This is a genomic window from Paenibacillus solanacearum, assembly GCF_910593845.1.
Classification (GTDB): Bacteria; Bacillota; Bacilli; order Paenibacillales; family NBRC-103111; genus Paenibacillus_G; species Paenibacillus_G solanacearum.
This window is the reverse complement of record NZ_CAJVAS010000056.1, coordinates 1-22072: the sequence shown is the minus strand read 5'-3', so window position 1 is coordinate 22072 and position 22072 is coordinate 1. Positions and strand designations below refer to the sequence as shown.

The 22072-nt window shown below is 58.6% G+C and carries 21 protein-coding genes; 9 read left to right on the top strand and 12 right to left on the bottom strand.

What is annotated here, in order from left to right; translation table 11 throughout:
* Positions 1-39: 39 nt before the first annotated feature.
* The 3 genes from KXG62_RS30925 to KXG62_RS30915 all read right to left on the bottom strand — a co-directional run bounded on the left by KXG62_RS30925 (position 40) and on the right by KXG62_RS30915 (position 2591).
* A complete protein-coding gene (locus KXG62_RS30925; protein ID WP_218095863.1) occupies positions 40-948 on the bottom strand; it encodes a fumarylacetoacetate hydrolase family protein in 909 nt (302 codons plus the stop codon).
* Between the two features lie 70 nt (positions 949-1018).
* On the bottom strand, positions 1019-1792 hold the full coding sequence (locus KXG62_RS30920; protein ID WP_218095862.1) for an SDR family NAD(P)-dependent oxidoreductase: 774 nt from the start codon (positions 1790-1792) through the stop codon (positions 1019-1021).
* Between the two features lie 49 nt (positions 1793-1841).
* Positions 1842-2591 carry an IclR family transcriptional regulator gene (locus KXG62_RS30915; protein ID WP_218095861.1) on the bottom strand — a complete coding sequence of 250 codons (750 nt, stop codon included), beginning with the start codon at positions 2589-2591 and terminating at the stop codon, positions 1842-1844.
* A gap of 271 nt (positions 2592-2862) precedes the next feature.
* Between KXG62_RS30915 and KXG62_RS30910 the strand changes: the two genes are divergently transcribed.
* From KXG62_RS30910 to KXG62_RS30900, 3 genes are read left to right on the top strand one after another with little or no spacing between them, the layout of a single operon-like run.
* On the top strand, positions 2863-3825 hold the full coding sequence (locus KXG62_RS30910) for an AAA family ATPase (RefSeq protein WP_218095860.1): 963 nt from the start codon (positions 2863-2865) through the stop codon (positions 3823-3825).
* Positions 3826-3882: 57 nt separating this feature from the next.
* On the top strand, positions 3883-5004 hold the full coding sequence (locus tag KXG62_RS30905; protein ID WP_218095859.1) for a DUF58 domain-containing protein: 1122 nt from the start codon (positions 3883-3885) through the stop codon (positions 5002-5004).
* Positions 5001-6335, top strand: a complete 1335-nt coding sequence (locus KXG62_RS30900) for a DUF4129 domain-containing protein (RefSeq protein ID WP_218095858.1) — start codon at positions 5001-5003, stop codon at positions 6333-6335. The genes KXG62_RS30905 and KXG62_RS30900 overlap by 4 nt, the downstream gene beginning before the upstream one ends.
* Before the next feature lie 41 nt (positions 6336-6376).
* Here KXG62_RS30900 and KXG62_RS30895 read toward each other — a convergent pair whose 3' ends face one another.
* From KXG62_RS30895 to KXG62_RS30875, 5 genes are all read right to left on the bottom strand, one after another.
* Complete coding sequence (locus tag KXG62_RS30895; protein WP_218095857.1) at positions 6377-6931, bottom strand: GNAT family N-acetyltransferase; 555 nt, start codon at positions 6929-6931, stop codon at positions 6377-6379.
* Between the two features lie 209 nt (positions 6932-7140).
* Positions 7141-7950, bottom strand: a complete 810-nt coding sequence (locus KXG62_RS30890; RefSeq protein WP_218095856.1) for a LutC/YkgG family protein — start codon at positions 7948-7950, stop codon at positions 7141-7143.
* Positions 7943-9430 carry a LutB/LldF family L-lactate oxidation iron-sulfur protein gene (locus KXG62_RS30885; protein WP_218095855.1) on the bottom strand — a complete coding sequence of 496 codons (1488 nt, stop codon included), beginning with the start codon at positions 9428-9430 and terminating at the stop codon, positions 7943-7945. The genes KXG62_RS30890 and KXG62_RS30885 overlap by 8 nt, the downstream gene beginning before the upstream one ends.
* On the bottom strand, positions 9408-10157 hold the full coding sequence (locus KXG62_RS30880; protein ID WP_218095854.1) for a (Fe-S)-binding protein: 750 nt from the start codon (positions 10155-10157) through the stop codon (positions 9408-9410). The genes KXG62_RS30885 and KXG62_RS30880 overlap by 23 nt, the downstream gene beginning before the upstream one ends.
* A 187-nt stretch (positions 10158-10344) precedes the next feature.
* Positions 10345-11676, bottom strand: coding sequence for an ABC transporter substrate-binding protein (locus KXG62_RS30875; RefSeq protein ID WP_218095853.1), 1332 nt, complete (start codon positions 11674-11676; stop codon positions 10345-10347).
* Between the two features lie 240 nt (positions 11677-11916).
* Between KXG62_RS30875 and KXG62_RS30870 the strand changes: the two genes are divergently transcribed.
* Positions 11917-12801 (top strand): AraC family transcriptional regulator, encoded by an 885-nt coding sequence (locus KXG62_RS30870; protein WP_218095852.1) that lies wholly within the window; start codon positions 11917-11919, stop codon positions 12799-12801.
* Between the two features lie 3 nt (positions 12802-12804).
* Here KXG62_RS30870 and KXG62_RS30865 read toward each other — a convergent pair whose 3' ends face one another.
* Positions 12805-13521, bottom strand: a complete 717-nt coding sequence (locus KXG62_RS30865) for a FadR/GntR family transcriptional regulator (RefSeq protein ID WP_218095851.1) — start codon at positions 13519-13521, stop codon at positions 12805-12807.
* Positions 13522-13593: 72 nt separating this feature from the next.
* Positions 13594-14466, bottom strand: coding sequence for an AraC family transcriptional regulator (locus tag KXG62_RS30860; RefSeq protein ID WP_218095850.1), 873 nt, complete (start codon positions 14464-14466; stop codon positions 13594-13596).
* 183 nt (positions 14467-14649) lie between these two features.
* Between KXG62_RS30860 and KXG62_RS30855 the strand changes: the two genes are divergently transcribed.
* From KXG62_RS30855 to KXG62_RS30835, 5 genes are all read left to right on the top strand, one after another.
* Positions 14650-16626 carry a beta-galactosidase trimerization domain-containing protein gene (locus KXG62_RS30855; protein ID WP_218095849.1) on the top strand — a complete coding sequence of 659 codons (1977 nt, stop codon included), beginning with the start codon at positions 14650-14652 and terminating at the stop codon, positions 16624-16626.
* Between the two features lie 51 nt (positions 16627-16677).
* Complete coding sequence (locus KXG62_RS30850; RefSeq protein WP_218095848.1) at positions 16678-17598, top strand: aldo/keto reductase; 921 nt, start codon at positions 16678-16680, stop codon at positions 17596-17598.
* 135 nt (positions 17599-17733) lie between these two features.
* Entirely contained in the window at positions 17734-18822 is a 1089-nt protein-coding gene (locus tag KXG62_RS30845; RefSeq protein ID WP_218095847.1) for a Gfo/Idh/MocA family protein, read from the top strand.
* Between the two features lie 185 nt (positions 18823-19007).
* On the top strand, positions 19008-19556 hold the full coding sequence (locus KXG62_RS30840) for an RNA polymerase sigma factor (protein ID WP_218095846.1): 549 nt from the start codon (positions 19008-19010) through the stop codon (positions 19554-19556).
* A complete protein-coding gene (locus KXG62_RS30835) occupies positions 19543-20313 on the top strand; it encodes a DUF4367 domain-containing protein (protein WP_218095845.1) in 771 nt (256 codons plus the stop codon). The genes KXG62_RS30840 and KXG62_RS30835 overlap by 14 nt, the downstream gene beginning before the upstream one ends.
* 49 nt (positions 20314-20362) lie before the next feature.
* Here the strand turns inward: KXG62_RS30835 and KXG62_RS30830 are convergent, their stop codons facing one another.
* Together KXG62_RS30830 and KXG62_RS30825 are read right to left on the bottom strand one after the other, a co-directional pair.
* Positions 20363-21331 (bottom strand): alpha/beta hydrolase, encoded by a 969-nt coding sequence (locus tag KXG62_RS30830; RefSeq protein WP_218095844.1) that lies wholly within the window; start codon positions 21329-21331, stop codon positions 20363-20365.
* 192 nt (positions 21332-21523) lie between these two features.
* The gene (locus KXG62_RS30825; RefSeq protein ID WP_218095843.1) at positions 21524-21826 is read right to left on the bottom strand and encodes a YunC family protein; all 303 of its coding nucleotides are present in this window, start codon (positions 21824-21826) and stop codon (positions 21524-21526) included.
* Positions 21827-22072: the final 246 nt, after the last annotated feature.

The window sequence follows — 22072 nt, the reverse complement described above, 5'->3', positions numbered from 1 at the left end:
GCCTCCTTTGGCCGCTCCTTGCGGTCGCTTCGCTTTGCGTTATGCCTGCTCGTTCACCATGCGGTTCGTCAGCGAGCCGAGCTTCTCGATCTCGATCGTAACGATGTCGCCGTCCTTCAAGTACACCTGCTTGTCTTCCGGATACCCGAGCACGACGCCTTCCGGCGTTCCCGTCAAAATAATGTCGCCCGGCACGAGCGTCATATGATGCGAAATGTAGCTGACGATTTCGTCGCAATGGAAGATCATATCCGACGTGTTCGAATTTTGACGCACTTCGCCGTTCACGATGCAGCGAATGCTCAGGTCGTTCGGGTTGCCGACCTCGTCCGCTGTCACCAGATACGGGCCGAGCGGGCTGAAGCCGTCGCATGATTTGCCAAGCAGCCATTGCTGCGTGCGCATTTGCAAATCGCGGGCGGACAAATCGTTCACGTTGCAGTAGCCGAACACATGGCTGAGCGCCTGTTCCTTGGACACGTACTTTGCTTCCTTGCCGATCACGATCACGAGCTCCGCTTCGTAATCGACCTTGTTCGTCACGCGAACCGGAAGCGGCACATCGTGGCCGTGGCCCGTCAATGTGTTGTTGAATTTGTTGAACAAAATCGGGTACTGCGGAATCGTCGCGTTCGTCTCTTCCGCGTGCTTGCGGTAGTTGAGTCCGACGCAAATAATTTTGTTCGGATGCGTCACGCAGGGCCCCAAAGTCAGCTTGGATTCATCCAGCACATAGGCGTCGCTTCCGCCCTCGGCAAGCGCTTTGGCTACGAACGCTTCCAGCGCGCCGACAGCCGCCTGACCGCCGTCAATGACCTCGTGCACGGTGCGCGCCACGTTCCCGTCGGCTTGGACGCTCTCCAGCGCCTTGGCCATATGTACGATGCCGCGGTCCGTCTTCACGCCAAGCTGCTGGCGTCCGTTCTCGATAAAAGTGAGCAGTTTCATCTTTATTCTTTTCCTCCTTGGAAGTCGCTTGGAATGTTCCGCTCGAAGCTAAGGCTAAACCTAATGCACATTATCCGTTTTTGCCGAATACGACGCCGCCGTCGATATAGAGCGGCGAACCCATCATGAACCGGGAATCGTCCGATGCGAGGAACAGCGCCGCCTTCGCCACATCGTCCGGACGCAGCAGGTCACCGCTGAGCTGGCGCTTCTTGAGCGATTCATAGCCCGCCTCGGGGTTGTCGTACGACTTCTTCAAGTAATCCTCGACAAACGGCGTCAGTACCGTACCCGGCAGCAGCGCGTTGACCCGGATGTTATACGGCGCATAGTCGACCTGCATCGATTTGGTCAGTGCCAGCACGGCGCCCTTCGTTGCGGAATAGGAGGCTCTGCGGGCCAAGCCGATCTCAGCGATGCAAGAGGACATATTGATGACCGAGCCGTCCTTTTGCTCCATCATATGCGGCAGCACGTATTTGCAAGGCAAGTAAACGCCGCGGATGTTGATGTTGATGACGCGGTCCCATGCGTCGGGCTCTACCTCGTGAATCGCGCCGACACCGCTCACGCCTGCGTTGTTGAACAATACATCGATGCGGCCGTATTGGGCGATGATCGTGTCGACCATCGATTTCACGGACTCGGGACTAGTGACGTCCGCCTGCACGAAGATCGCGCTGCCGCCGGCTTGGCGAATCTCCTCCAGCGTTTCCAGCCCTTTCTCCTCCAGCAGATCGTTGACGATCACGGTAGCGCCTTCTCTGGCGAACAGCAGCGCCGTGCTTTTCCCGATGCCGGAGCCGGAACCGGTAATAAGAATGATTTTGTTCTGCAATCTCAACAGGCCCACATCCTTTTTCACTTAATATCGCTTGAATCGGCGTCCCGGTTCAGCCGTGCGACAGCCGTTTGGCGAGCGCGCATATTTCCGCCGTGGCCAGCTCCCGCTTCTGCTCCCATTCATGCTGAAACATGGAGCAGCTGATCGCCGCGACCACTTCGCCCTCGCTTCCGCGCACCGGAGCCGCCACGCAGCAAAAGCCCATTACCGCTTCCTGCAAATCGAAGGCGTAGCCGGCTTCCCGCACCTCGCCGAGCTGCCGCAGAAGCTCCTCGCGACTTTGCAGCGTATGCGGGGTCAGGCAAGGGCTCAGCGTATCTTCAGCGAACAGCGCCCTCACCTGATCGGGCTCCAGCCAAGCGAGCATCGCCTTGCCGAGCGCGGTTGCGTGAGCAGGCAGCTTCTTGCCCGGCTCTGAGGCTAGCCGCACCGGAGACGGCATCTCCTCCTTGGCCAAATACAGCACTTCATGATGCTCCAGCTTCGCCAGCTGAATCGTCTCCTGAATGAGGTGCTTCGTTACGGAGGCTTCCTTGCGGAATCGATCGATCAGGCTGAACTGCTTGAAAAAGGCGTTGCCGATATACCCCAGCTTCGATCCTAACGAATATGTGCCGTCCGCCTCGCGCACGACCCAGTCAAGCGCTTCCATCGTGTTCAGCAGCGAAAACATGGAGCTCTTGTTAATGCCGAGCCGCTTCGACAGATCGATCTGTTTCAGCCCGGACGGCTGTTCGGAGATGGCCAGCAGCACGTCGTTTGCTTTTTCCAATGCGGGTACCCAATACTTCTTTTCCATGCGTCCTCCATCTGTCCGAAAGCTAACGGTTTATTATAATAAACCAAGGTTTTGTATAATGACAACTTCATAGTACCATCGATCTTTTGCGAGTGTCAATGTGAAAAAAGCCCGGTTCGCAACGAAACTTGCGCCAATCTCCTCGATTTCCGCCCCGCAACAAGATATACTTATTTTTACAGCGAACGATTGCGCGATTCAGCAATCCATCGCGCAGCAGCGCGTCAAGCCATCGCATTTTACCTTACATCATCTAAAGGAGCGATCATTCATGCCATTTATGCAAATACGGGAGCTCGCCGACCGAATCCGCAGCAATGTCGGCAGGGTTATTGTGGGAAAGGAAGACGTGGTCGACCAGCTGCTGATCGCGCTCATCTCATCGGGGCATGTGCTGCTCGAAGACGTGCCAGGCACGGGAAAGACGCTGCTCGCCAAAGCGATGGCGAGATCTCTGGGCTGCGGCTTCAAACGGATCCAGTTTACGCCGGATCTGCTGCCTTCGGACTTGAGCGGCATCCATTACTATAATCAGAAGCTGTCCGAATTCGAATTTCGTCCAGGGCCGCTGTTTACGAATATTTTGCTGGCCGACGAAATTAACCGCGCCACGCCGAGAACGCAATCGAGCCTGCTCGAATGCATGGAGGAGCGGCAGATCAGCATTGACGGGCATACCCATCGCCTGAGCCGCCCGTTCCTTGTCATCGCCACGCAAAATCCGATCGAAAGCCAAGGCACGTTCCCGCTGCCGGAAGCGCAGCTCGACCGGTTCCTGTTCAAAATCAAGATGGGCTACCCGACGGCCGAGGAAGGCCTGCACATTCTGAAACGATTCAAAGAAGCAAATCCGCTGGAATCGATTGAAAGCGTTGCCGATGCTTCGGATATTACGCTGGCGCAGGACACGTATGCGCAGGTGTCCGTGTCCGACGATGTACTCGTCTATTTGCTGCACATTGTGGAGCGGACGCGAGTACACGCTGACGTTGCCGTCGGCGTCAGCCCGCGGGGCAGTCAGGCGCTGCTGAAGGCGGCGCAGGTGCACGCGATTATTCGCGGACGCGATTTTGTCACGCCGGACGATGTGAAAGCGATGGCGGAACCGGTCATGGCGCACCGGATGCTGCTGAAGGCAGCGCTCCGCTCGCGGCAAGCCGAAGCTGTCCGTACGATCATCGACAAAATATTGCTGGACGTCCCTGTGCCGGCGGAGGCCAAATCATTCGCTTAACGCTGCCTTCCTGCGGCAGGAGACGCACTTTCATCATCACGAATAGGGTGTGATTGATTGGGGATTCATTGGTTTCTGTTCATTGCCGCCATCGTCATCGCCGGGCAAGCCTGGATCTTCCGCAGCTTCGGGGCGCGCAAGCTGAGCTACGAGCGATATTTCAACATGCGCGCCTGCTATCCCGGCGACCCGGTGGAAATGGTCGAGCGGCTCTCCAACCATTCGCTGCTGCCGGTTCCGTGGCTGCGGCTCGAATCGCTCATTCACGGCAACGTGCGATTCGGACAGCAGTTCAACCTCGATATCAGCGACGGCATGATGTTCCAAAACCACCGCAGCTTCTTCAGCCTGATGCCGTTTACAAAAATTACGAGACGCCATAAAATCACCTGTCTGGAACGCGGCTGCTACCGTCTGCGTACGGCAACGCTGACCACCGGCGACATCATCGGGCTGTATAAAACAAACCGGCAGCTGACCGTCGACGGCGAGCTGCTCGTCTATCCGCGACCCGTTCCGTTGGAGGACATCGATTTGCCGACGCACAGCTGGCAAGGGGATTTTACGGTGCGGCGCTGGATCATCGACGACCCGTTCATGATTGCCGGCGTCAGGGAATACCGGATGGGCGATCCGCTCAAGGGCGTCAACTGGAAGGCGACGGCGCGCAGCGGCAAGCTGCAGGTGCATCAGCATGATTATACGGCGGAGCATCGGCTGCTTATTTATTACAATGTCGAGGATCACGAAGGCATGTGGGATCAGGTCAACAACGTGGCGCTGATGGAAAAAGGAATCTCCTACGCCGCCGCATTCGCGGAGCGTGCGATCGAGCACGGCATGGACGTCGGCTTCGCAACGAATGCCCATTCCATCGACGATCCGAGCCAGCCGGTGCGGGTGACGCCGATGAACGGGTACGCGCAGCTGGAATATTTGCTCGAAACGATGGCGAGGCTGATCGTCGCCCGCTGCCTCCCGTTCGACTACTTCCTCGAAGAAGAAGTGGAGCGCGCGGTATCCGGCATGGACATTCTTATTATTTCCACGCATGTCGGGGACAAAATGCTCGGACCGATGGAGCAGCTGCGGCGTAACGGCAATGCGGTGAACGTGTTTCTGCTGCAGGACCATGCCGACCAGCCCAGCGGGCAGAGAACGGAGGTCGGCGCATCATGATTACAGCGATCGCCGCAAGCGGCAAATCGCTTGCCAGAGGATATACCGAGCTGCTGCTCTTTTTCCCGTTGTTTCTGCTGCCGACCCTATTTGCATTGCCCGAATCGCCCGAGCGCTGGCTATGGCTGACGACGCTGCCGCTGTGCCACTTGGCCGGTTATGCGCTGGGCCATGCGCGTTTTTTGCGGAGCATCGTACATCTCCCGCTTCTGCTCTGTCTGGTCGCCGCCGCCTTGCTGCATTCGTACGCATGGATGGGCGGGACCGCCATGTTCCTCTATATATGGCCGGTTGGCTTCATCTTCGGCTACCGTGGTTCCCGGACGGCGGTTGTGCGGTGGATCGAGTATTTTCCGCCCGGTTACTACGTCGTTGGGATCGTGCTGTACTTCTTGACGTCGATGTTCATGCGTTTTATTCCATTTGCGGTAGACTCGTTCGCCCCGTACCAGCCGCTGCTGCTCTGGTGCGGCATCCCTTCGCTCGCCCTGATGATGCTCATGGTGAATCAGGGTTACTTGAAGCAGGAGACGTTGTCTGCGAAAAAAACCGCGCCGTTGACCGCCGCCGTGCTGTGGCAAAACCGTGCATTGACGATGGTCCTGTTCATTATCGCGGTGCTGATCGCCGTCTTCCCGATATTGCAGCAAGCGGTGCTGTGGTTGAAAAGCAAGCTGCTTGGCGGCTTCAACTTCGGCATGCCGATCGAGTTCGAACTAAATCCCATAACCCCTGCTCGGCCGCCGGTTAGCCAAATGCCTTCAGGCCCCCCGGAGGAGCCGTCGGAATGGTTGATTTGGCTGCAAAAAGCGGCGCTGATCCTCGTCTATATTTTCATGGCAGCTGTGATCTTTTTTGTCGTGTACCGGCTCGCACGCATGCTGATCCGCTGGATTCGGAACAGCTACAAATGGCTGATCGAGTTTCTTAGCCAAGGCGAACGCATGGAAAGCGGGATCGGGTACGAGGACGACGTGGAGAGCATTATGGACTGGCGGGCGTTCCGGAACGTGTTTACTTCGCGATTCGGCAGCATGTTCAAGCCTGGCGACAAAGAGCCGCGCTGGGATGAGTTGCGCAGCAACCGGGAGCGGGCGCGCTATTTGTATCGCGCAATGCTGGCGATGGGCCGCAGGGCGGGATATAAGGCGAAGCCTTACTTGACGCCGAAGGAGACGGGACAGGAGCTGGAGCGCTGGGAAAAACAGTCCCTGCTCACACCCCAGCCAATTGTGACCGTGTACGAAAAAGTGCGCTACGGCGACAAAGAGGTCAGCGATGAAGAGATTGCTGCGGCGAAAGCGGCGCTGGATGGACAGATGAAAGGATGAATGGTAGTAGGATTGAGGAGGAGCGCTTTCGTTCTCACCCATTATGGCGGAGAAGGGAGCGCTCCTTGGTTTGTTATGCGGATCGAAGACCCGCCCGGCGGCGCATCGAGTCGATTCTGGAACCGGTGAATCGGACCGTCCCAATCCGGTTCCCGCAGTTCCTCGAACTGCCCTTTGGTATACTCGGTAATAATGCTCGACCAGAAATGACGGGCCGGCATATTTTCTTCGATTTGTGCTACGCGCCATACGCCGCGAAACCGGTCGAACAGACGGCACGCAAACGTCCGGCCGAGTCCCGAGCGGCGATATTTGCGCATAATAAAATATTCGGCCATCGAGTAGATCGCCATGCCCTCCTCCGTTTCGCCCAGCTGCCGCACCAGGGCGAAGCCGGCCAGCTTGCCATCCGCCCGGACAAAAAACGCATGACGGCCTTCTTCCGTCCAGTAATGGTCCAAATATTTGTACTCGTATAGTCCGTGCTCGTTCACGTCCTCCGGATCAAACTCGGTAAAATCGTACTTGTACAGCTCCAGTAAATTCCGCAGTACCGATTTTTGCTCAAACGGCACCGGATCGATCGTTATATTCATGGCTGTTCCCCCATCCTTAAGATCACGCACGCTCCCGACTTATGGATTCCGACCTGAACGCTGCGTATCGGACGCGTACCGGTGTTTGTCGCTGGGCCTTGCGCTGTATGAGCCCTATTGTACCTTTTTCTCAAACGAACCGGGTACCGATTATTTCATTGTAACTAAAAAATCCCGGCCTCGCTGGGAGACCGGGATTGGATTTTGACTTACTTAATAATGACCGCGTACACTTTGCCCGGCCCGTGAATGCCGATCGTCAAATCGTTCTCGATGTCGGCGCTTCGGCTCGGTCCGGTGATCAGGTTAAGCGAGGAAGCGTACTGCTCCGGCAGCGTCTTGCCGGACGTGATCTCCGTGAACGCCTCGCCCATCCGGTTCACGAGCTGGTCGGCGCGGAACACCGCGAACAATATTTCCGTCAGCAGGCTGACGGAACGGCCGCGCTCCCGCGAGCATTGCAGCACCAGCGTCCCCGTGTTCGCCACGGCGAAGTCCGGCCAAACGATGCCGAGCTGGCAGCGCTCCGTGCGCCTCAGCAGCTCGCTGCGCCCCGCCCAGTTCGATTCGTTCGCCTGGATGCCGGAGCGATCGGCCGGATTCGAGCTCGGCTCGGCAGCAGCGGCAGCCTCGTCCTCGCCCTGCGGGATTTCCCGCCACGGCACGACTGCGATGCCCTTGGCCGCCAGTGCGGCGTCAAGCCCAAGCGCCTGCAGCCCTTCGTGCTCCCAGCGGGACACCTGCGTCACACCGAGCTCGGCCGCTACTTCCTGCAGCCAGGCGCCGATCTTCTCGCCGGCTTCGGCTTCCTCCACCACGAGCGCTTTGCCGGTCAGCGCAGTCCAATTCTCGATGAACAAGCCGATCTTCTCGTCCGCCGTCCGTTCGATCTCCTTGTAGAACGCGGGCGCGCCCCGGAACGGATGCGCGGGCCGCTCAGCCGGAACCGCCTTGCGGCCCAGCCGCGAAGACAAATTCGCGATGAACGCTTCGCGCCCTTGAATGGTTCCATTAGACATGGCGATGCCCTCCTTCCTGCTGCTCAGCCTGCCGGGTCTGCTTCAATTCCTTTTGAAGCGCCTCCCAGCGGTCGCGGAACGACCGCTTCGGCTTCATCGGCAAATACCGAGATTGCGTCCAGCCTGCGCCCGGGCCCGGCGCCTTCGTAATGAAGCCTTTGCTCACGAAAGGCTTCATCGCGTAGTACGCGGACTTCGTCGCCAGACGGTACAGCGTGACGTTCCCGAATGTTGTCTGGAACGTCTTGAAGGCGGCACGCTCGGCGAGCGGCGTCAGCCCGAGCTTCACTTTGCGTGCCCGCAGCTGCACGAGCATGTCGTGCAGCGGAATCTTGACCGGGCATGCCTCGTAGCATGCTCCGCACAGGCTGGAAGCGTAGGCCAGCTGGCCCGCTTCCTTCATGTCCTGCTGCAGCAGCGGCGTCAGCACGGCCCCGATCGGGCCGCTGTACACGCTGCCGTACGTGTGCCCGCCCACGTGGCGGTACACGGGGCATACGTTCAGGCACGCCGCACAGCGGATGCAGTGCAGCACTTCCTGGAACACCGGATCGCCGAGCTGCGCGGAACGCCCGTTGTCCAAGACGATCAGGTGCAGCTCCTCCGGTCCGTCGAGCTCCCCTTCGCGGCGCGGCCCGGTAATCATCGACGTGTACGTCGTCAGCTTCTGTCCCGTTGCGCTGCGCGCTAGCAAATTCAGCACGACCTCGAGATCGTCATAGGTTGGCACCAGGCGCTCCATGCCCATGATGACGACGTGGCATTTGGGAAGCGTAGACACCATCCGCCCGTTGCCCTCGTTGGAGACGAGCGTGATCGCGCCGGATTCCGCCACGCCGAAATTACAGCCGGTCAGCCCGATATCCGCTTCCAGAAAGTAGCTGCGCAGCCGCTGCTTCGCGTAGCCGGCCAGTATTTTCGTTTCCGGAACGAACGATTCGCCGGCTTCCTCCGAGAAAATATCGGCGATTTGCTGCTTGTTCTTATGAATCGCCGGAATGATCAAGTGCGACGGCGTTTCTTTGGCGAGCTGCAAAATATATTCGCCCAGATCCGTCTCGATCGCCTCGATGCCCCGCTCCTCCAGATGATGATTGAGATGGATCTCCTCCGACACCATCGATTTGCCCTTCGCTACCAGCTTCGCCCGGCGCTCCTCGGCAATCCGCAGGAATGTCTTCACCGCTTCGTCCCCGGTCTGGCAAAAGTGCACATGCCCTCCGGCTTTGGACACGTTGTCGGTAAACTGGGTCAAATAGTAGTCAAGATTGTCGACGACATGCTTGCGGATCTGCTTGCCCCGCTCGCGCCAATCTTCCCAATGGCCGAAGTCGTCCGACGCCTTCAGCTTGCCCGTCTTCAATTTATCCGTTGTAAACGCAACCGCTTTGCGTAAAAAATCGTTCGCCAGCGCTTCTTCCGTCCGCTTCTTCAAGCCGGTGCCGATCAGTTCCTTGTCACTTGCCGTGCTTCCGCTCACCGTTCTTCACTCCTTCCTCCAGCAGCTGGGCCAAATGCATAACGCGCACCGGCTTGTTCTCCTTGTTCAGCCGCCCGCCGATATTCATCAGGCAGCCCATATCCGTGCCGATCAATACGCCGGCGTTCGTCGCGCAAACGTTGGCCGCCTTCTCGCACACCATGGCTTCCGACATATCGGCCATCTTCACCGCGAACGTGCCGCCGAAGCCGCAGCAGTCTTCCTTGCGCGGCAAATCGATCAGCTCGAGCCCTTCGACATGGGCCATCAGCTCGCCGGGCTCCGACTTGACGCCGAGCAGACGCATCGCATGGCAGGACGGATGATAGGTCACCTTCTCCGGGAAGACGGCGCCCAAATCTTTCACGCCGAGCACCCCGACGAGAAACTGCGAGAATTCGTACGTCTTCGCGATCAAGCGCTCCGCCTTCGCCTTCCATTCCGGCTCGTTCTCGAATAGCTGAGGATAATAGTGGTGCACCATGCCCGTACAGGAGCCGGAGGGCGACACGACATAGTCGCTGTGGTCGAACGCGCGGATCAGGTTGCGCGCCACCTCGCGCGCTTCATCCTGGTAGCCGCTGTTATAAGCCGGCTGCCCGCAGCATGTCTGCAGCTCGGGAAAATCGACCTCGCACCCGTACCGGTGCAGCAGTCTGACAACGCTTTCGCCAACCTCGGGATACATTTGGTCGGCCAAACAAGTAATGAACAGAGATACTCGCATGAACGATCGCTCCATTTTTTCGAAAGTATGATTCCGTTACTTATCAGGTTATCAGATAAGTTGTTTTTTGAAAAGCCCTACCCTTCGATCAACTCATAAAGGACCCGTCCATCTGCGGCTTCCGCAACAGGGACGCGTCCTCTTCCTTCAGGCTCAAGTACGACTCCATAGCCGTATTAAGCCCTGTTCACTTGCTGTCTGCTTTCAGTTCGTCGATCTTTTTGTTAATTGATTCTTCCATCGTTCGCAGTCCGGTATTGACGTCGACCTCCCTGGTGAACACTTTGAGCAGGGGCGTCCAGAGACTCGCCTGCACGCTGCCCGAGTACTTGGAGAACGGGGCCGGCGCGGCCGCATTCGACGGAATGACCGCCTTCAAGTTTTTCCCGGCCAGCTCCGGCACATCCGCGCCGAATACGGCGTTGACCGCCGGGTCCTTCAGCGCCGGTATCGTGCCCGTCCGGGAAAGCATCGTCTGGAATTCATTCGACAGCAAATATTCGATGACCCGGAACGCTTCTCGGTGATGTCGGGTACTGGCCGTCAGCCCGATATACGTGGCCGGCGATTGCGACCCTATGCCCGGCTTCGCTGCAAACGACGGAAGCGAGACGTAGTCCATGTCGAACAGCTCTTTGGTCACGGCGGCCGAAGTGAACGTCGTCGGCTCCATCGCCGTAATCCCTTTTTCGCCGAAACGTTTCCAGTCCATAATATCTTTGGCTTCCGGGGTGCCTACCTCATTGCCGGTTATTTGGTAAAATCGCGCAAAATTACGAATCAGCTCGCCCCACTGCGCGCTATTGACGCTCGCGCGATCCGTCTTCGGATCGACCATCCCGAGCGACAGCTGGTTATAATCGATGACATGCACGGAAAAATCGATCCCGCGGTACGTTACGCCGTTATCCTGGCGCGTCATTTTTCGGGCAAGCTCGTACACTTCATCCCAGGTCATCCCATCTCGCGGGGGAGCGACGCCGAACTTCTCGAATAAATTTTTATTGTAATGCAGCACGACGTTTCTCATCGCCAGAGGCAGCCCCGTTATTCCTTTGTTGAACGTATCTTTCATTACCTGAACCGGTCCGGGATACAGCCGGGTCTGGTCAAAATTGAATTGCTTGATCAGATCGGACATATCGTAGGCCAAGCCGAATTCGGCCACATCCCGGGGGTAGGCGATCGGGTCGCTATAAAAAATATCGATCGGCATCCCCGCCGCAATGATGTCGGCCGCTTTCATATTGCTGTATACTTTGAAGCTCAAATGCGGGTATTTTTTCTGAATGTACTTTCCATACATATCCATGAATCCTTGCTCCGACACGTAGCGTCCGCCGTAAATTTGCAATTCGACGGGCTCCATCTTTTCTGCCGCATTCGGCAAGCTCTGGGCCTCTTTCCCGGGAGCTGTGTCCTTCGCGCCGTCGCCGCCCGCCGAACAGGCTGGAACGATGCCGGCCGCAACAAGCAGCGCCGCAAGCGGTACAGTGAACCGTCCTTTTCCGTCCTTCATCCGCCCATGCCCCCTATGAACCAAATCGTACTCATGTGCATTCTGTCCTTCCCTGCAGCAGAACAAGCCGGAACAGTGGCGTATGGCCTTATGCGTTTGTTTGTCTCGTATAGGCTTATTCGGTGATTGTAGACGCTTTTGAATTTGATTATAGTAGGGTTAGGCGGCGCGTTCGTCGCATTTTATTGGGTGGATGTGCGATTTTTTTGCATGGGAAGCGATCTGAGGGAGGGAATGGCGGTGCCTCGATTTCTTGAATTCCAGGATGCCTTGACGCTCAACAAGTACGGTAAAGACGATCTGCCCTTCTACGCGATCATCAGCCGGCTAACGACAAATTACCGTCTACATTACCACAACGCTGCCGAGCTGTCGCTTGTCATTGAAGGAAACGGCGTGGAAAAGCTGAACGGCAAAAGCCACGCTTTACGGCGCGGCACCGTATCTTTTCTGCTGCCGAACCATATGCATGAAATCGTGATTGCGCCGGGAACCGCGCTGTCCAAATACTGCTGCATGTTCGACCTGAACCTTGTGCTGTCGGACAGCTGCGATCCGATCGTACGCCAACACATCTTACAGATCGGAAGCGAGCTTCCTTCGCACTACGATTTGTCCGGAGAGCAGCTTGATGCGTTCTCCAGATTGATGGAAGATATGTTCCAGGAGTACAACGCCGACCGGCTCGGCAAAAATACGGTCATCCGGGCGAGGCTTGCCGAAGCCTGCGTCTTTTTGCTGCGCACGGCTCCTGGCGAAGGCCCCTCCGATCCCGGCACACGCCACGACAAACCCGGCATCGTCATGGACATGCTGAAGTACATGCACCAGCATTACAACGAGCCGTTGTCGCTGACCGCCCTGTCGGAAACGATGGGCCGGAACGCCAGCTATTTAAGCAGCGTCTTCAAACGCCATGTCGGTCAGTCGTTCGTCGAATACATGCATTCGCTGCGGATCGGCAGGGCAGCCGGCTTGCTGTCCGCGACGACGATGTCCGTATCGGAAGTGGCGCTGGAGGTCGGGTTTGATACCTTCCGCACCTTCTCCAAAGTATTCAAGGAGATCAAAGGGGTCACGCCGCAGCAATTCCGGCGCCAAGCGGAGCGCAAGCATGCGCGCTGACGCCTATTTCTTCAAAGACTGCATCAGCACCTGCTCGACATGGAACAGATGGCTGCGCATATGCTCCTGCGCCGCATCCGCATCCTGCTGCCGGATCGCTTCATAAACGGCCAGATGCTCCTGCCACAGCCGGTGCGACACAGTGCGGCTGGCGTACATCTGCAAACGCCTCGTCTCGCGGATGGCCGTCTGCATTTGCGAGGAGATGGAGTCGATCATCCGCATCATGATTGAATTATGCGTCGCTTGCGCCAGTACGAGATGGAACTCGATGTCCGACCGTTCCCCTTCGACCTCATCGCCCAGATGCTCCTCCATCCGCTTGAGCACGGCTTCGAATTTGCGCAAATCTTCTTCCGTCCGCTTCTCGGCCGCCAAGGCGGCGTTCGAAACCTCAAGCGCCTTCCTCGCCTCGATCAGCTCGATCACCGTCTCCCGGCTCATAAGCAGCGCGTTGAATTCGGGCAGCGCCACGTCCTGCGAATCGATGCTGCGCACGTAGCTGCCTTCTCCCTGGCGGCTCTCCACGAGCCCCATCGCCTTCAACCCGCTGAGCGCTTCGCGGACGGTGGAGCGCCCCACCTGAAACCGTTCGGACAGCTCCTTGGTGGAAGGCAGCTTCTCCCCCGGCTGCAGTTCCCCCGCAACGATCCGCTCCTTGAGCTGATCCGCGATCACTTCATGTATTTTGCGCGGCGCCGCAATTTTCTGAATATCCAATCGTTCTCGTCCTCCGTTCGGCAATGATGCTATCCCCATTATACCCGCTTTCCCGCGCAGCACAACGCCGGCTCATACATAGCCGGTCGCCGAGTGACGGTAGGCGCCGGGACTCGCGCCGGCGGTTTTGCGGAACAGGCGGATGAAATAGTTGTAATCGGCGTAGCCGACTTGCGCCGCCACGTCCCGTACGGGCAGTCCCGTATAGCGGAGCAGCCGCTTCGCCTCCTCCACCCGGATGACGTGATGATACTGCAGCGGGCTCAGACCCGTATGCTTACGCAAGCAGCGCGCCGCATAATCGACGTCGAAGTGAAGCGTCTCCGCCATGCATTCCGCCCGGTACGGCTCGGCGAGCCGCGCTTCCAAATACCGCTTCACCTGATCGGCCACGGCCAGCGACCGGCTTCCCTGCCGACTGCCGCGAAGCCCGGCCTGCAGCTGCGACAGCAGCTTGCCGAGCTGGACGTGCAGGTCTATCGCATGCTCCATCGTAAGCGAGCGCCGCATGCGCAGCAGTTCCTCCAGCAGCGGCAGCAGCGGCTTCAAATCGGCCGAACCATACTTCGGCAGGTACAAATACTGCTCGACCGGGCGCTGGTCGGAATCGGTGCCTTGACGCACCATCGCCGACCAGGCGACGGACTTCTCCGCCAGACGCTGAACGGGAGGTGTATGGGCAAAGTGCACCCAGTATATTTCCGTCGGCTCCTCGCACGACCGGTAACCCCTATGGGCGCATCCCGGCTCCAGCAGCAGCATGCTGCCTCCGGGAATTTCATATTCCTTGCCTTCTTCCGACATATACAAGGTGCCGCTGCATACGATTAACAGATCATACACGTCAAACGTTCGCGGAAAATGCCGCATGCCGGGACTCCATACCGAATGGCCCGCCGTCAAAAATTGCGGCAGCGGCGGAATGAGAAGCTGCAAACAATCCAATGCCTACGCCCCCGTTACCGATGATGTTCTTCTTATTGTACACGCCCTTCCGCGCGACCGGCAATACGATCATTTCGTCGGAAATGTGCTACTTTCAGTCGACCGTCCCCCTATGCTCCGCTGCGAAGGCGCTTTATATTGAAAGGGAACTTATTCACCCTACCTTATAAAGGAGTGTGCTCCATGCGTTTCCGCCAAGTCCATCTCGATTTCCATACGTCCGAAGCGATCCCCGGTATCGGCTCCCGCTTCGACAAGAAGCAGTTCCAAGCGATGCTGCAGCTCGGTCATGTCGATTCCATCACGGTCTTCTCCAAATGCCACCACGGCTGGGCGTACCACCCGACGCAAGCGAATGACATGCACCCCCGCCTCGACTTCGACTTGCTCGGCGCCATGATCGAAGCCGCCCATGAAATCGGCGTCAACACGCCCGTCTACATATCCGCCGGACTCGACGAGAAGCTCGCGCGCCGCCATCCTGAATGGCTGATCCGCGACGCAGGCGACAACACCAACTGGGTGGACGGCTTTATGAAGCCCGGCTACCATCAGTTTTGCCTGAACTCCCTTTACTTGGACCTCTTGATCGCTCAGATCGAGGAGGTCGTTCGCGGATACGACGCCGACGGCATCTTCCTCGACATTGTCGGCGTGCGCAAATGCTACTGCCATACATGCGTGGCGGCACTTCGCTCCGAAGGCAAAGATCCGCGGGATTCGGCGGCCGTGCTTGCGCTCGGCGAGCGCACGTATGCCCATTACACCCGCCGGGTGCGCGAAGCGGTCGACGCGATCAAGCCGGGGCTGCCGGTATTCCATAACGGCGGCCATATTCGCCGGGGACGGCGCGACCTCGCGCAGATGAACTCGCATCTGGAGCTGGAATCGCTGCCGACCGGCGGCTGGGGCTACGACCATTTCCCGCTGTCGGCACGCTATGCGCAGGGACTCGGAATGGCGTATCTCGGCATGACCGGCAAGTTCCACACCACTTGGGGCGAATTCGGCGGCTACAAACATCCGAACGCGCTCCGTTACGAGACGGCGCTCAGCCTTGCCAACGGCGCCCGCTGCTCCATCGGCGACCAGCTGCATCCGGAAGGCGCGATGGACCCGGCGACGTACGAGCTGATCGGGGCCGCCTACCGCGAAGTAGCGCAGAAGGAGCCATGGTGCGCCGGGGTCGAGAGCGCAGCCGATGTGGCGCTGCTCAGCGTCGAAGCCGTCTTGTCGGCGGCCGAAGAGAAACGCGAGGACCGTGCGGGAGGCTCCGACGCCGGCGCGGTGCGGATGCTGCTCGAGGGGAAAATTTTATTCGACGTAGTCGATCAGGAAAGCGACTGGACGCCGTACAAGGCGGTCATTTTGCCCGACCGCATCCAGCTGCCGGAGGCGCTCGCCGCCAAGCTGAACGCGTATCTCCGCCAAGGCGGCAAGCTGCTTGCCACCGGACGCTCCGGCTTGAACGAAGCGGGCACCGCGTTCGCCGTCGACCTCGGCGTCCAGTATATCGGCGAGAGTCCGTATAAGCCCGACTACTTCCGCCCGGGCTTTGAGCTCCGCAGCTGGAGCAGCCCGGCCTCCTTCATCTTCTACTCGCAAGGCCAGCAGGTAGAGCTTGCCGGCGGACGCGAGCTTGGATACCGGGAATACCCGTATTTCAATCGGGACGTCTTCACGTTCTGCTCGCACCAGCATACACCGAGCGCGGGCAAGCACAACGGGCCCGGCATGGTGGAAAGCGATAACGGCATTTATTTCGCTTGGAACGTGTTCGAGGACTACGCGTCGAAAGGCAGCCTCGCGCTCAAAGAGACGGTGCTGTATGCGCTGAACCGGCTGCTGGCGGACCGCAAGACGCTGGAGACGAGCTTGCCGGCGCAAGGCATCGTGACGCTGATGAAGCAGCCGGCGGCGTCGCGGTACGTGAACCATCTGCTGTATGCGTCGCCCGTCAAACGCGGCAGCGGCATCGAGGTGATCGAAGACCTGCTTCCCGTGCTGGATACGCAGGTGACGCTGAGGCTGCAGGAGCAGGTGAAGCGCGTCTACTTGGCCCCGCAAGGGCAGGAGCTTCCGTTCGAGCAAAACGGTTCGTCGGTCCGCTTCCAGGTTCCGTCCTTCCAGTGCCACCAGATGGTTGTGCTGGACGTGTAAATCGCAAGGAAGACATCGGTTATTTTATCCATCGGACAGGAGTGAAAGGTTATGATATACCGCAGTTTCGGAAGCACGGGCTGGCATGTTTCGGCCATTGGTCTCGGCACATGGAATATCGGCAATCAATGGGGCGAAGTCGATGACGCAACAGCGTACGCTACGATTCGCACGTCGCTCGACCATGGCGTCAATCTGTTCGATACGGCCGAATCCTACGGCATCCCGAACGGCTTATCCGAGCAGCGCTTGGGCAAAGCGCTGGGCGGGGCGCGCCATAACGCCTATATCGTGTCGAAGATCGGCAACTTCGGCAAACGGACCGGCCAGGGCGTGCCTTTGACGACGCCGGATATGATCCGGCTGTGCGCACATGCGTCCCTTCACCGGCTCAGAACGGACTGGGTCGACGTCATGCTGTGCCATATCGCGGATATTGACGACCCTTCCGTATTCCTGGAAGGGTTCGACAGGTTGAAGCGGGACGGGGAAATTCGGGAATACGGCATCTCGACCAACAATCTGGACGTGCTCAAACGGTTTAACGCGAGCGGCACTTGCCGCGTCGTCGAGGTCGATTACTCCCTCGTCAACCGGCAGCCGGAGGACGAACTGCTGCCTTATTGCGAGCAGCACGGCATCGCCGTGCTCGTGCGCGGTCCGCTTGCGATGGGACTGCTGTCGGGCAAATATTCGGAGGCGTCCTTGTTTACCGACAGCGTGCGCAGCGGCTGGAATCCGGACGGCGCCGGACGGAAGCCGTTCGAGGAGCGCGTGCGCAAGGTCGAGCGCGTCAAGTGCGTACTGGAGGAAGGCGAAGCGATGGCGACGACCGCGCTGCGCTTCGTCATCTCGCACGCTACCGCCCCCGTCGCCATTCCCGGTGCCAAGTCGCCCGAGCAAGCGGCCGCCAATGCCAGGGCCGGCGACCGGCTGCTGACGAAAGAGCAGATCGATCGGTTTGATATGTAAAGCAAGCGGCCGCCGCACGTAAATGTCGCTTTTTTATACACTGTGCGTCGCGTCCTCGGATTACTTGCCATACCGCCCTCCGCTATAATGGAAGCAAAGACGAATCCCCTCTATGGGACAGGAGGTCGTATACGAATGAATTCGAACATCCGCATCGGTATTATCGGCAGCGGCGGCATTGCCCGCGCGCATGCCAAAGCGTACAAGAAAATACCCGGCGTCGACATTGTCGCCGTCGCCGACGTCGTTCCCGGCAAAGCGGCGCAGTTCATTGCCGATCAGGAGCTGACCGGCGCGCTGCCGTTCGAAGATCACAACCGGCTGCTTGAGCTCGAGCTGGACGGCGTAAGCGTATGCACGCCGAACGTCGCTCATCACCGCGCCAGCATCGATGCGCTGGAAGCCGGCAAGCACGTGCTCGTCGAGAAGCCGCTCTCCGTCACGTTGCAGCAGGGCATCGAGATGGTGCAGGCATCCAAACGGACGGGCAACATGCTCAGCGTCGGCTTCCAGCCTCGGTACGACCCCAATATGGTCGCCATCAAGGACATCGTCCAATCCGGCCGGCTGGGCAAAGTATACTACGTCGAGACGGGCGGCGGACGCCGACGGGGTATGCCGGGCGGCACCTTCATCAAGAAGGAGCTTGCGGGTGCAGGCGCGATGGCCGATATCGGCTGCTATTCGCTCGATATGGCGCTGAATGCGCTGGGCTATCCGAAGCCGCTCACCGTCTCCGCCGTCACCTCCAATTACTTCGGCACGAATCCGAAGTATCACAAGGAGGCGGCGAGCTTTGAGGTCGAGGATTTCGGCGCCGCCTTCATCCGCCTCGAAGGAGACATTACGCTGCAGTTCAAAATTTCCTGGGCGATGCATATGGATACGCTCGGCGCCTCGTACTTCTTGGGCACGGACGCCGGTCTGAAAGTGTCGACGCCTTATAACGGCAGTTCATGGAATGGCGTATGGGACGGTGGCGTCGGCTCGATTACGCTGTACCATGACGAAATCGGCCGGCATGCCGAAACATCGATTCCGGTGCTCCAGCATCAAGTCGACCGCTTCTTCGAGAAAGTGAACGACTTCGTGAGGGCGATCCGGGAAAACCGTCCGGCTCCGATTCCGGCAGATCAAATTTTGTTCAACCAGGCGATCATCGACGGCATCCTGCGATCGTCGGAGACGCGGCGCGAGGTGGACATCGTTATTCCGAATTTTTAATCGCCTTCCATCCTTGCTTGCCGCTTCAAAACAAAGAACAGCGCTGTGCTCCTGCCGATCTCCGGCCAGAGCACGGCGCTTTTTTTACGGATCGCGTGCATGCAAACCGAACCTTTTGACCGGACGGGGTGTATATATAGTGTCCTGATGAATGGAAAGAAGAACGGAAGGAGGGACAGCGTGCCATGAATTCGCAGCTCTCGCAAGAAGCGGCGCGAGAAATGTTCGAGCAATATTCGCCTTATGTGTACAGAACCGCCTGGCTGCTGACGAAGTCGGACGCGCTGGCCGACGATATTACGCAGGAGACGTTTATTCAAGCATTCCGCAAATACGGCACCTACAACCCGGACAAGCCGTTCAAGCCGTGGATCTACAAAATTACGCTCAATACGATGCGCAACATGGTGCGAAAGCGCCAATGGCTGACGCTGTTCGGGATAATGCCGGAGCAAGCGGACGAGCGGTCGGCGGAACACGTTGTGATGGAAGGGGAAGAGCAAGCCCAGCTCAGAAAAGAAATCGACCGGCTGCCCCGAAAGCTGCGGGAAGTCATCGTGCTGCATTTTTACGCCGGACTCAAGCTCGGCGAGGCAGCGGAAGCGCTCGAGATCCCTCTGGGCACATGCAAATCCAGACTGCATGCAGGACTAACGAAACTGCGGAAGCAGGTGCCGCAAAACGACTTTTTCCAATACCGGAAAGGCGGGGATGAAGTATATGATCGTGGATAATGATCGGCAGGATGCAGATGTGCATGGAATCGAGCGCGCCCTGCAAGCGCAAACGGCCGGCCGCAAGCCGTCCGTAACGTTCGACGAGGCATGGCGGCGGCATAACGGCGAAGCTGCGGCCAGCGGCCGGCCTGCGGGCCGTTTCCAGACAGCGGTCTGGAGCTTATCCGCCGCCATGCTGCTGATCGCGGCCATGCTCGGCTGTACGCCTTCGGTACGCGCCGCCCTGGATGAATGGATTACGGTAAAGCTCCTCACATCGAAACACGCGCAAGCGTCGATCGTCCATCATTGGAAGGTGCAGCGCAAATGGGACGAGATCCGGTCTTACGATACGATGGCAGAAGCGGCGAAGAGCGTCGGCGTACCGTTTCCCGTTCCGGCTCAGCTTCTGGCGTATGAGAAAGACGCATTGAGCCGGCAATATAACGTAACGACGGATCGGGGACAAATCGCAGGCTATCATTTCTCCATCCGGACCCGGGAGCGGATGCTCGACGTGACCGCGAAGTATGAGGAGCCGGCTGTCCCTTCGTTTACCGCCGAATCGAAGGCGCAAGCGACGGTCAAAGAAACGTTCGTCGAGGGGCAACCCGCCAAGCTGTTTCGCGTGCAGGAGTTTCCGGGCTACACGCTCTATTGGGAACGGGACGGATGGAAGTTCGTCATCTCCGGCTATGCCTCCGGCGTAGGCAGCGTGGAGCCCGCGCCGTTCACGGAAGAAGAGATGATGCGGATCGCGGCTTCGATCCGCTAGGCGGTCGCCGGCGCATCCACGCCGTCTGCCCTGCGGGAAGCTTCTCTATTCACTCGGAAGTTTCCTCGCCGGATGGCGGCAGCTTACGGTCAAACCATTCCACTACGTGCCGCATCACCTCGTCGCGGTTGATTTCGTTGAGCATCTCGTGCCGGCCGCCGGGGTACAGCGTCCACGCGACGTCTCGCAAGCCAAGCTTCCTGTACATGTCCACCAGCTGCTTGATGCCCTTGCCCTGCCGGCCTACCGGGTCCCGTTCTCCTGCAAAAATGTAGACAGGCAGCTCCTTCGGGATCCGCTCCATGTGAGTCCATCGATGAATGTCCTGCAAGCAGTGAAACATGTCGCGAAAAAATCCCGCCGTCGGCAGCGCGCCGCAGAGCGGGTCCTGCACATACTTGTCGACCTCAGCCTCGTCGCGGCTCAGCCAGTCGAACGCCGTGCGGTTCGGACGGAACACCCGGTTGTAGCCGCCGAGCGACAGCCCCATCAGCAGTTCGCTGCGATGCTCCGCCCCTTTCCTCGCGCACAGGCTCTCCGCGATCCGGATGCCAAGCCCGAGCAGCGGGCCTTGCCTGCCGCTTGTCCCCGATAAAATAACGCCCTGCAGCTTGTTTCCGTACCGGTACATATACTGCTGCGCCAGAAACGAGCCCATGCTGTGGCCGAACAAAAATACCGGAAGCCCGGTATGCTCCGCTGCAATCTGGTCGGTGAGCAGCGACATCGCCTCGGTCATCCGTTCGAATCCGTTCTCGCCGATTACCATCAGCTCGTCGGCACTTCTCGCCGTATTCCCATGCCCCCGGTGATCGTTGGCGTACACGATATAGCCCGCTTCCGTCAGCACGCGCGCCAATCTTTCGTAGCGTGCCGCCGTCTCCGCCATGCCGTGGGCGATTTGGACGACGCCTTTGGGCCGGCTGCGCCATTCGCTGTTCTCCTGATCGGACGCCCACTTGTAAACGAAGATGTCCCGACCTTCCGTATCCGCAAATCGAAACGTATCGGTTCGCATCCCTGCTCCTCCCTTCGCTTTTTTTATTCATTATATCAAGTCCTGTGCATATGAACAGCCGTTTTCCGGCGAATACACGCATACCCTTGGGCTTCACGATTCTCCCCGAAAGATCAACAAAAAAAATAGCCGCAGATCCAGGACCTGCAGCAATAGCTCGCATCCATCGTGTCGTACAGCGCCGGAGCAGATCTAGAACATCCGCGCTACCGCGTCTCTTCCCCTCATTCCGGGCACAACGCCGATCGCATCCGCACCGTAGGTCACCGACTCCAGCGGCGCTTCGAGCAGCTCGTCGATGGTCTTCACGCCCGTAGCCCGGGCTGCGATAATGCCGCGCTCCCGCAGACGCTCGTTGAGCAGCCCCACGTCCAACGCGCCGCACATGATGTATCCCTTATCCGTCGTGACGACCAGCAGCGTCGTCTTAGGCAGTTTCACCTCGATCGCCAGCGCCGTGCGGCCTTCGATATCGATCGGTTCCATCCGCATCATGTCCAAGCATCCCCCTTCGCAAGCATTTCTTTGTACTATATGCTGTGCGCCGGTGACCTGTGTATCGTTCGTCGGGCTTCCGTCTATCCCTTAGAAGTGTGGTGAAAAACACCACGAATACTCGGTATGGTAGAATAATAGAAATACCTGATTAGAAATGAGGAACAGTTATGCGAGCAGCAAAACGGACCGGGATCCAGCCACAACTATTTCAGATGATCGACATGGATGCCTTAGTGCCCAAAC

Bases quoted from the DNA above. Each gene is read 5' to 3' on its own strand.
- KXG62_RS30910 (WP_218095860.1), top strand. From the start codon at position 2,863: ATGCCATTTATGCAAATACGGGAGCTCGCCGACCGAATCCGCAGCAAT.
- KXG62_RS30850 (WP_218095848.1), top strand. From the start codon at position 16,678: ATGATATACCGCAGTTTCGGAAGCACGGGCTGGCATGTTTCGGCCATT.
- KXG62_RS30875 (WP_218095853.1), bottom strand. From the start codon at position 11,676: ATGAAGGACGGAAAAGGACGGTTCACTGTACCGCTTGCGGCGCTGCTT.
- KXG62_RS30855 (WP_218095849.1), top strand. From the start codon at position 14,650: ATGCGTTTCCGCCAAGTCCATCTCGATTTCCATACGTCCGAAGCGATC.
- KXG62_RS30835 (WP_218095845.1), top strand. From the start codon at position 19,543: ATGATCGTGGATAATGATCGGCAGGATGCAGATGTGCATGGAATCGAG.
- KXG62_RS30900 (WP_218095858.1), top strand. From the start codon at position 5,001: ATGATTACAGCGATCGCCGCAAGCGGCAAATCGCTTGCCAGAGGATAT.
- KXG62_RS30880 (WP_218095854.1), bottom strand. From the start codon at position 10,157: ATGCGAGTATCTCTGTTCATTACTTGTTTGGCCGACCAAATGTATCCC.
- KXG62_RS30830 (WP_218095844.1), bottom strand. From the start codon at position 21,331: ATGCGAACCGATACGTTTCGATTTGCGGATACGGAAGGTCGGGACATC.
- KXG62_RS30915 (WP_218095861.1), bottom strand. From the start codon at position 2,591: ATGGAAAAGAAGTATTGGGTACCCGCATTGGAAAAAGCAAACGACGTG.
- KXG62_RS30895 (WP_218095857.1), bottom strand. From the start codon at position 6,931: ATGAATATAACGATCGATCCGGTGCCGTTTGAGCAAAAATCGGTACTG.
- KXG62_RS30925 (WP_218095863.1), bottom strand. From the start codon at position 948: ATGAAACTGCTCACTTTTATCGAGAACGGACGCCAGCAGCTTGGCGTG.
- KXG62_RS30840 (WP_218095846.1), top strand. From the start codon at position 19,008: ATGAATTCGCAGCTCTCGCAAGAAGCGGCGCGAGAAATGTTCGAGCAA.
- KXG62_RS30825 (WP_218095843.1), bottom strand. From the start codon at position 21,826: ATGATGCGGATGGAACCGATCGATATCGAAGGCCGCACGGCGCTGGCG.
- KXG62_RS30845 (WP_218095847.1), top strand. From the start codon at position 17,734: ATGAATTCGAACATCCGCATCGGTATTATCGGCAGCGGCGGCATTGCC.
- KXG62_RS30890 (WP_218095856.1), bottom strand. From the start codon at position 7,950: ATGTCTAATGGAACCATTCAAGGGCGCGAAGCGTTCATCGCGAATTTG.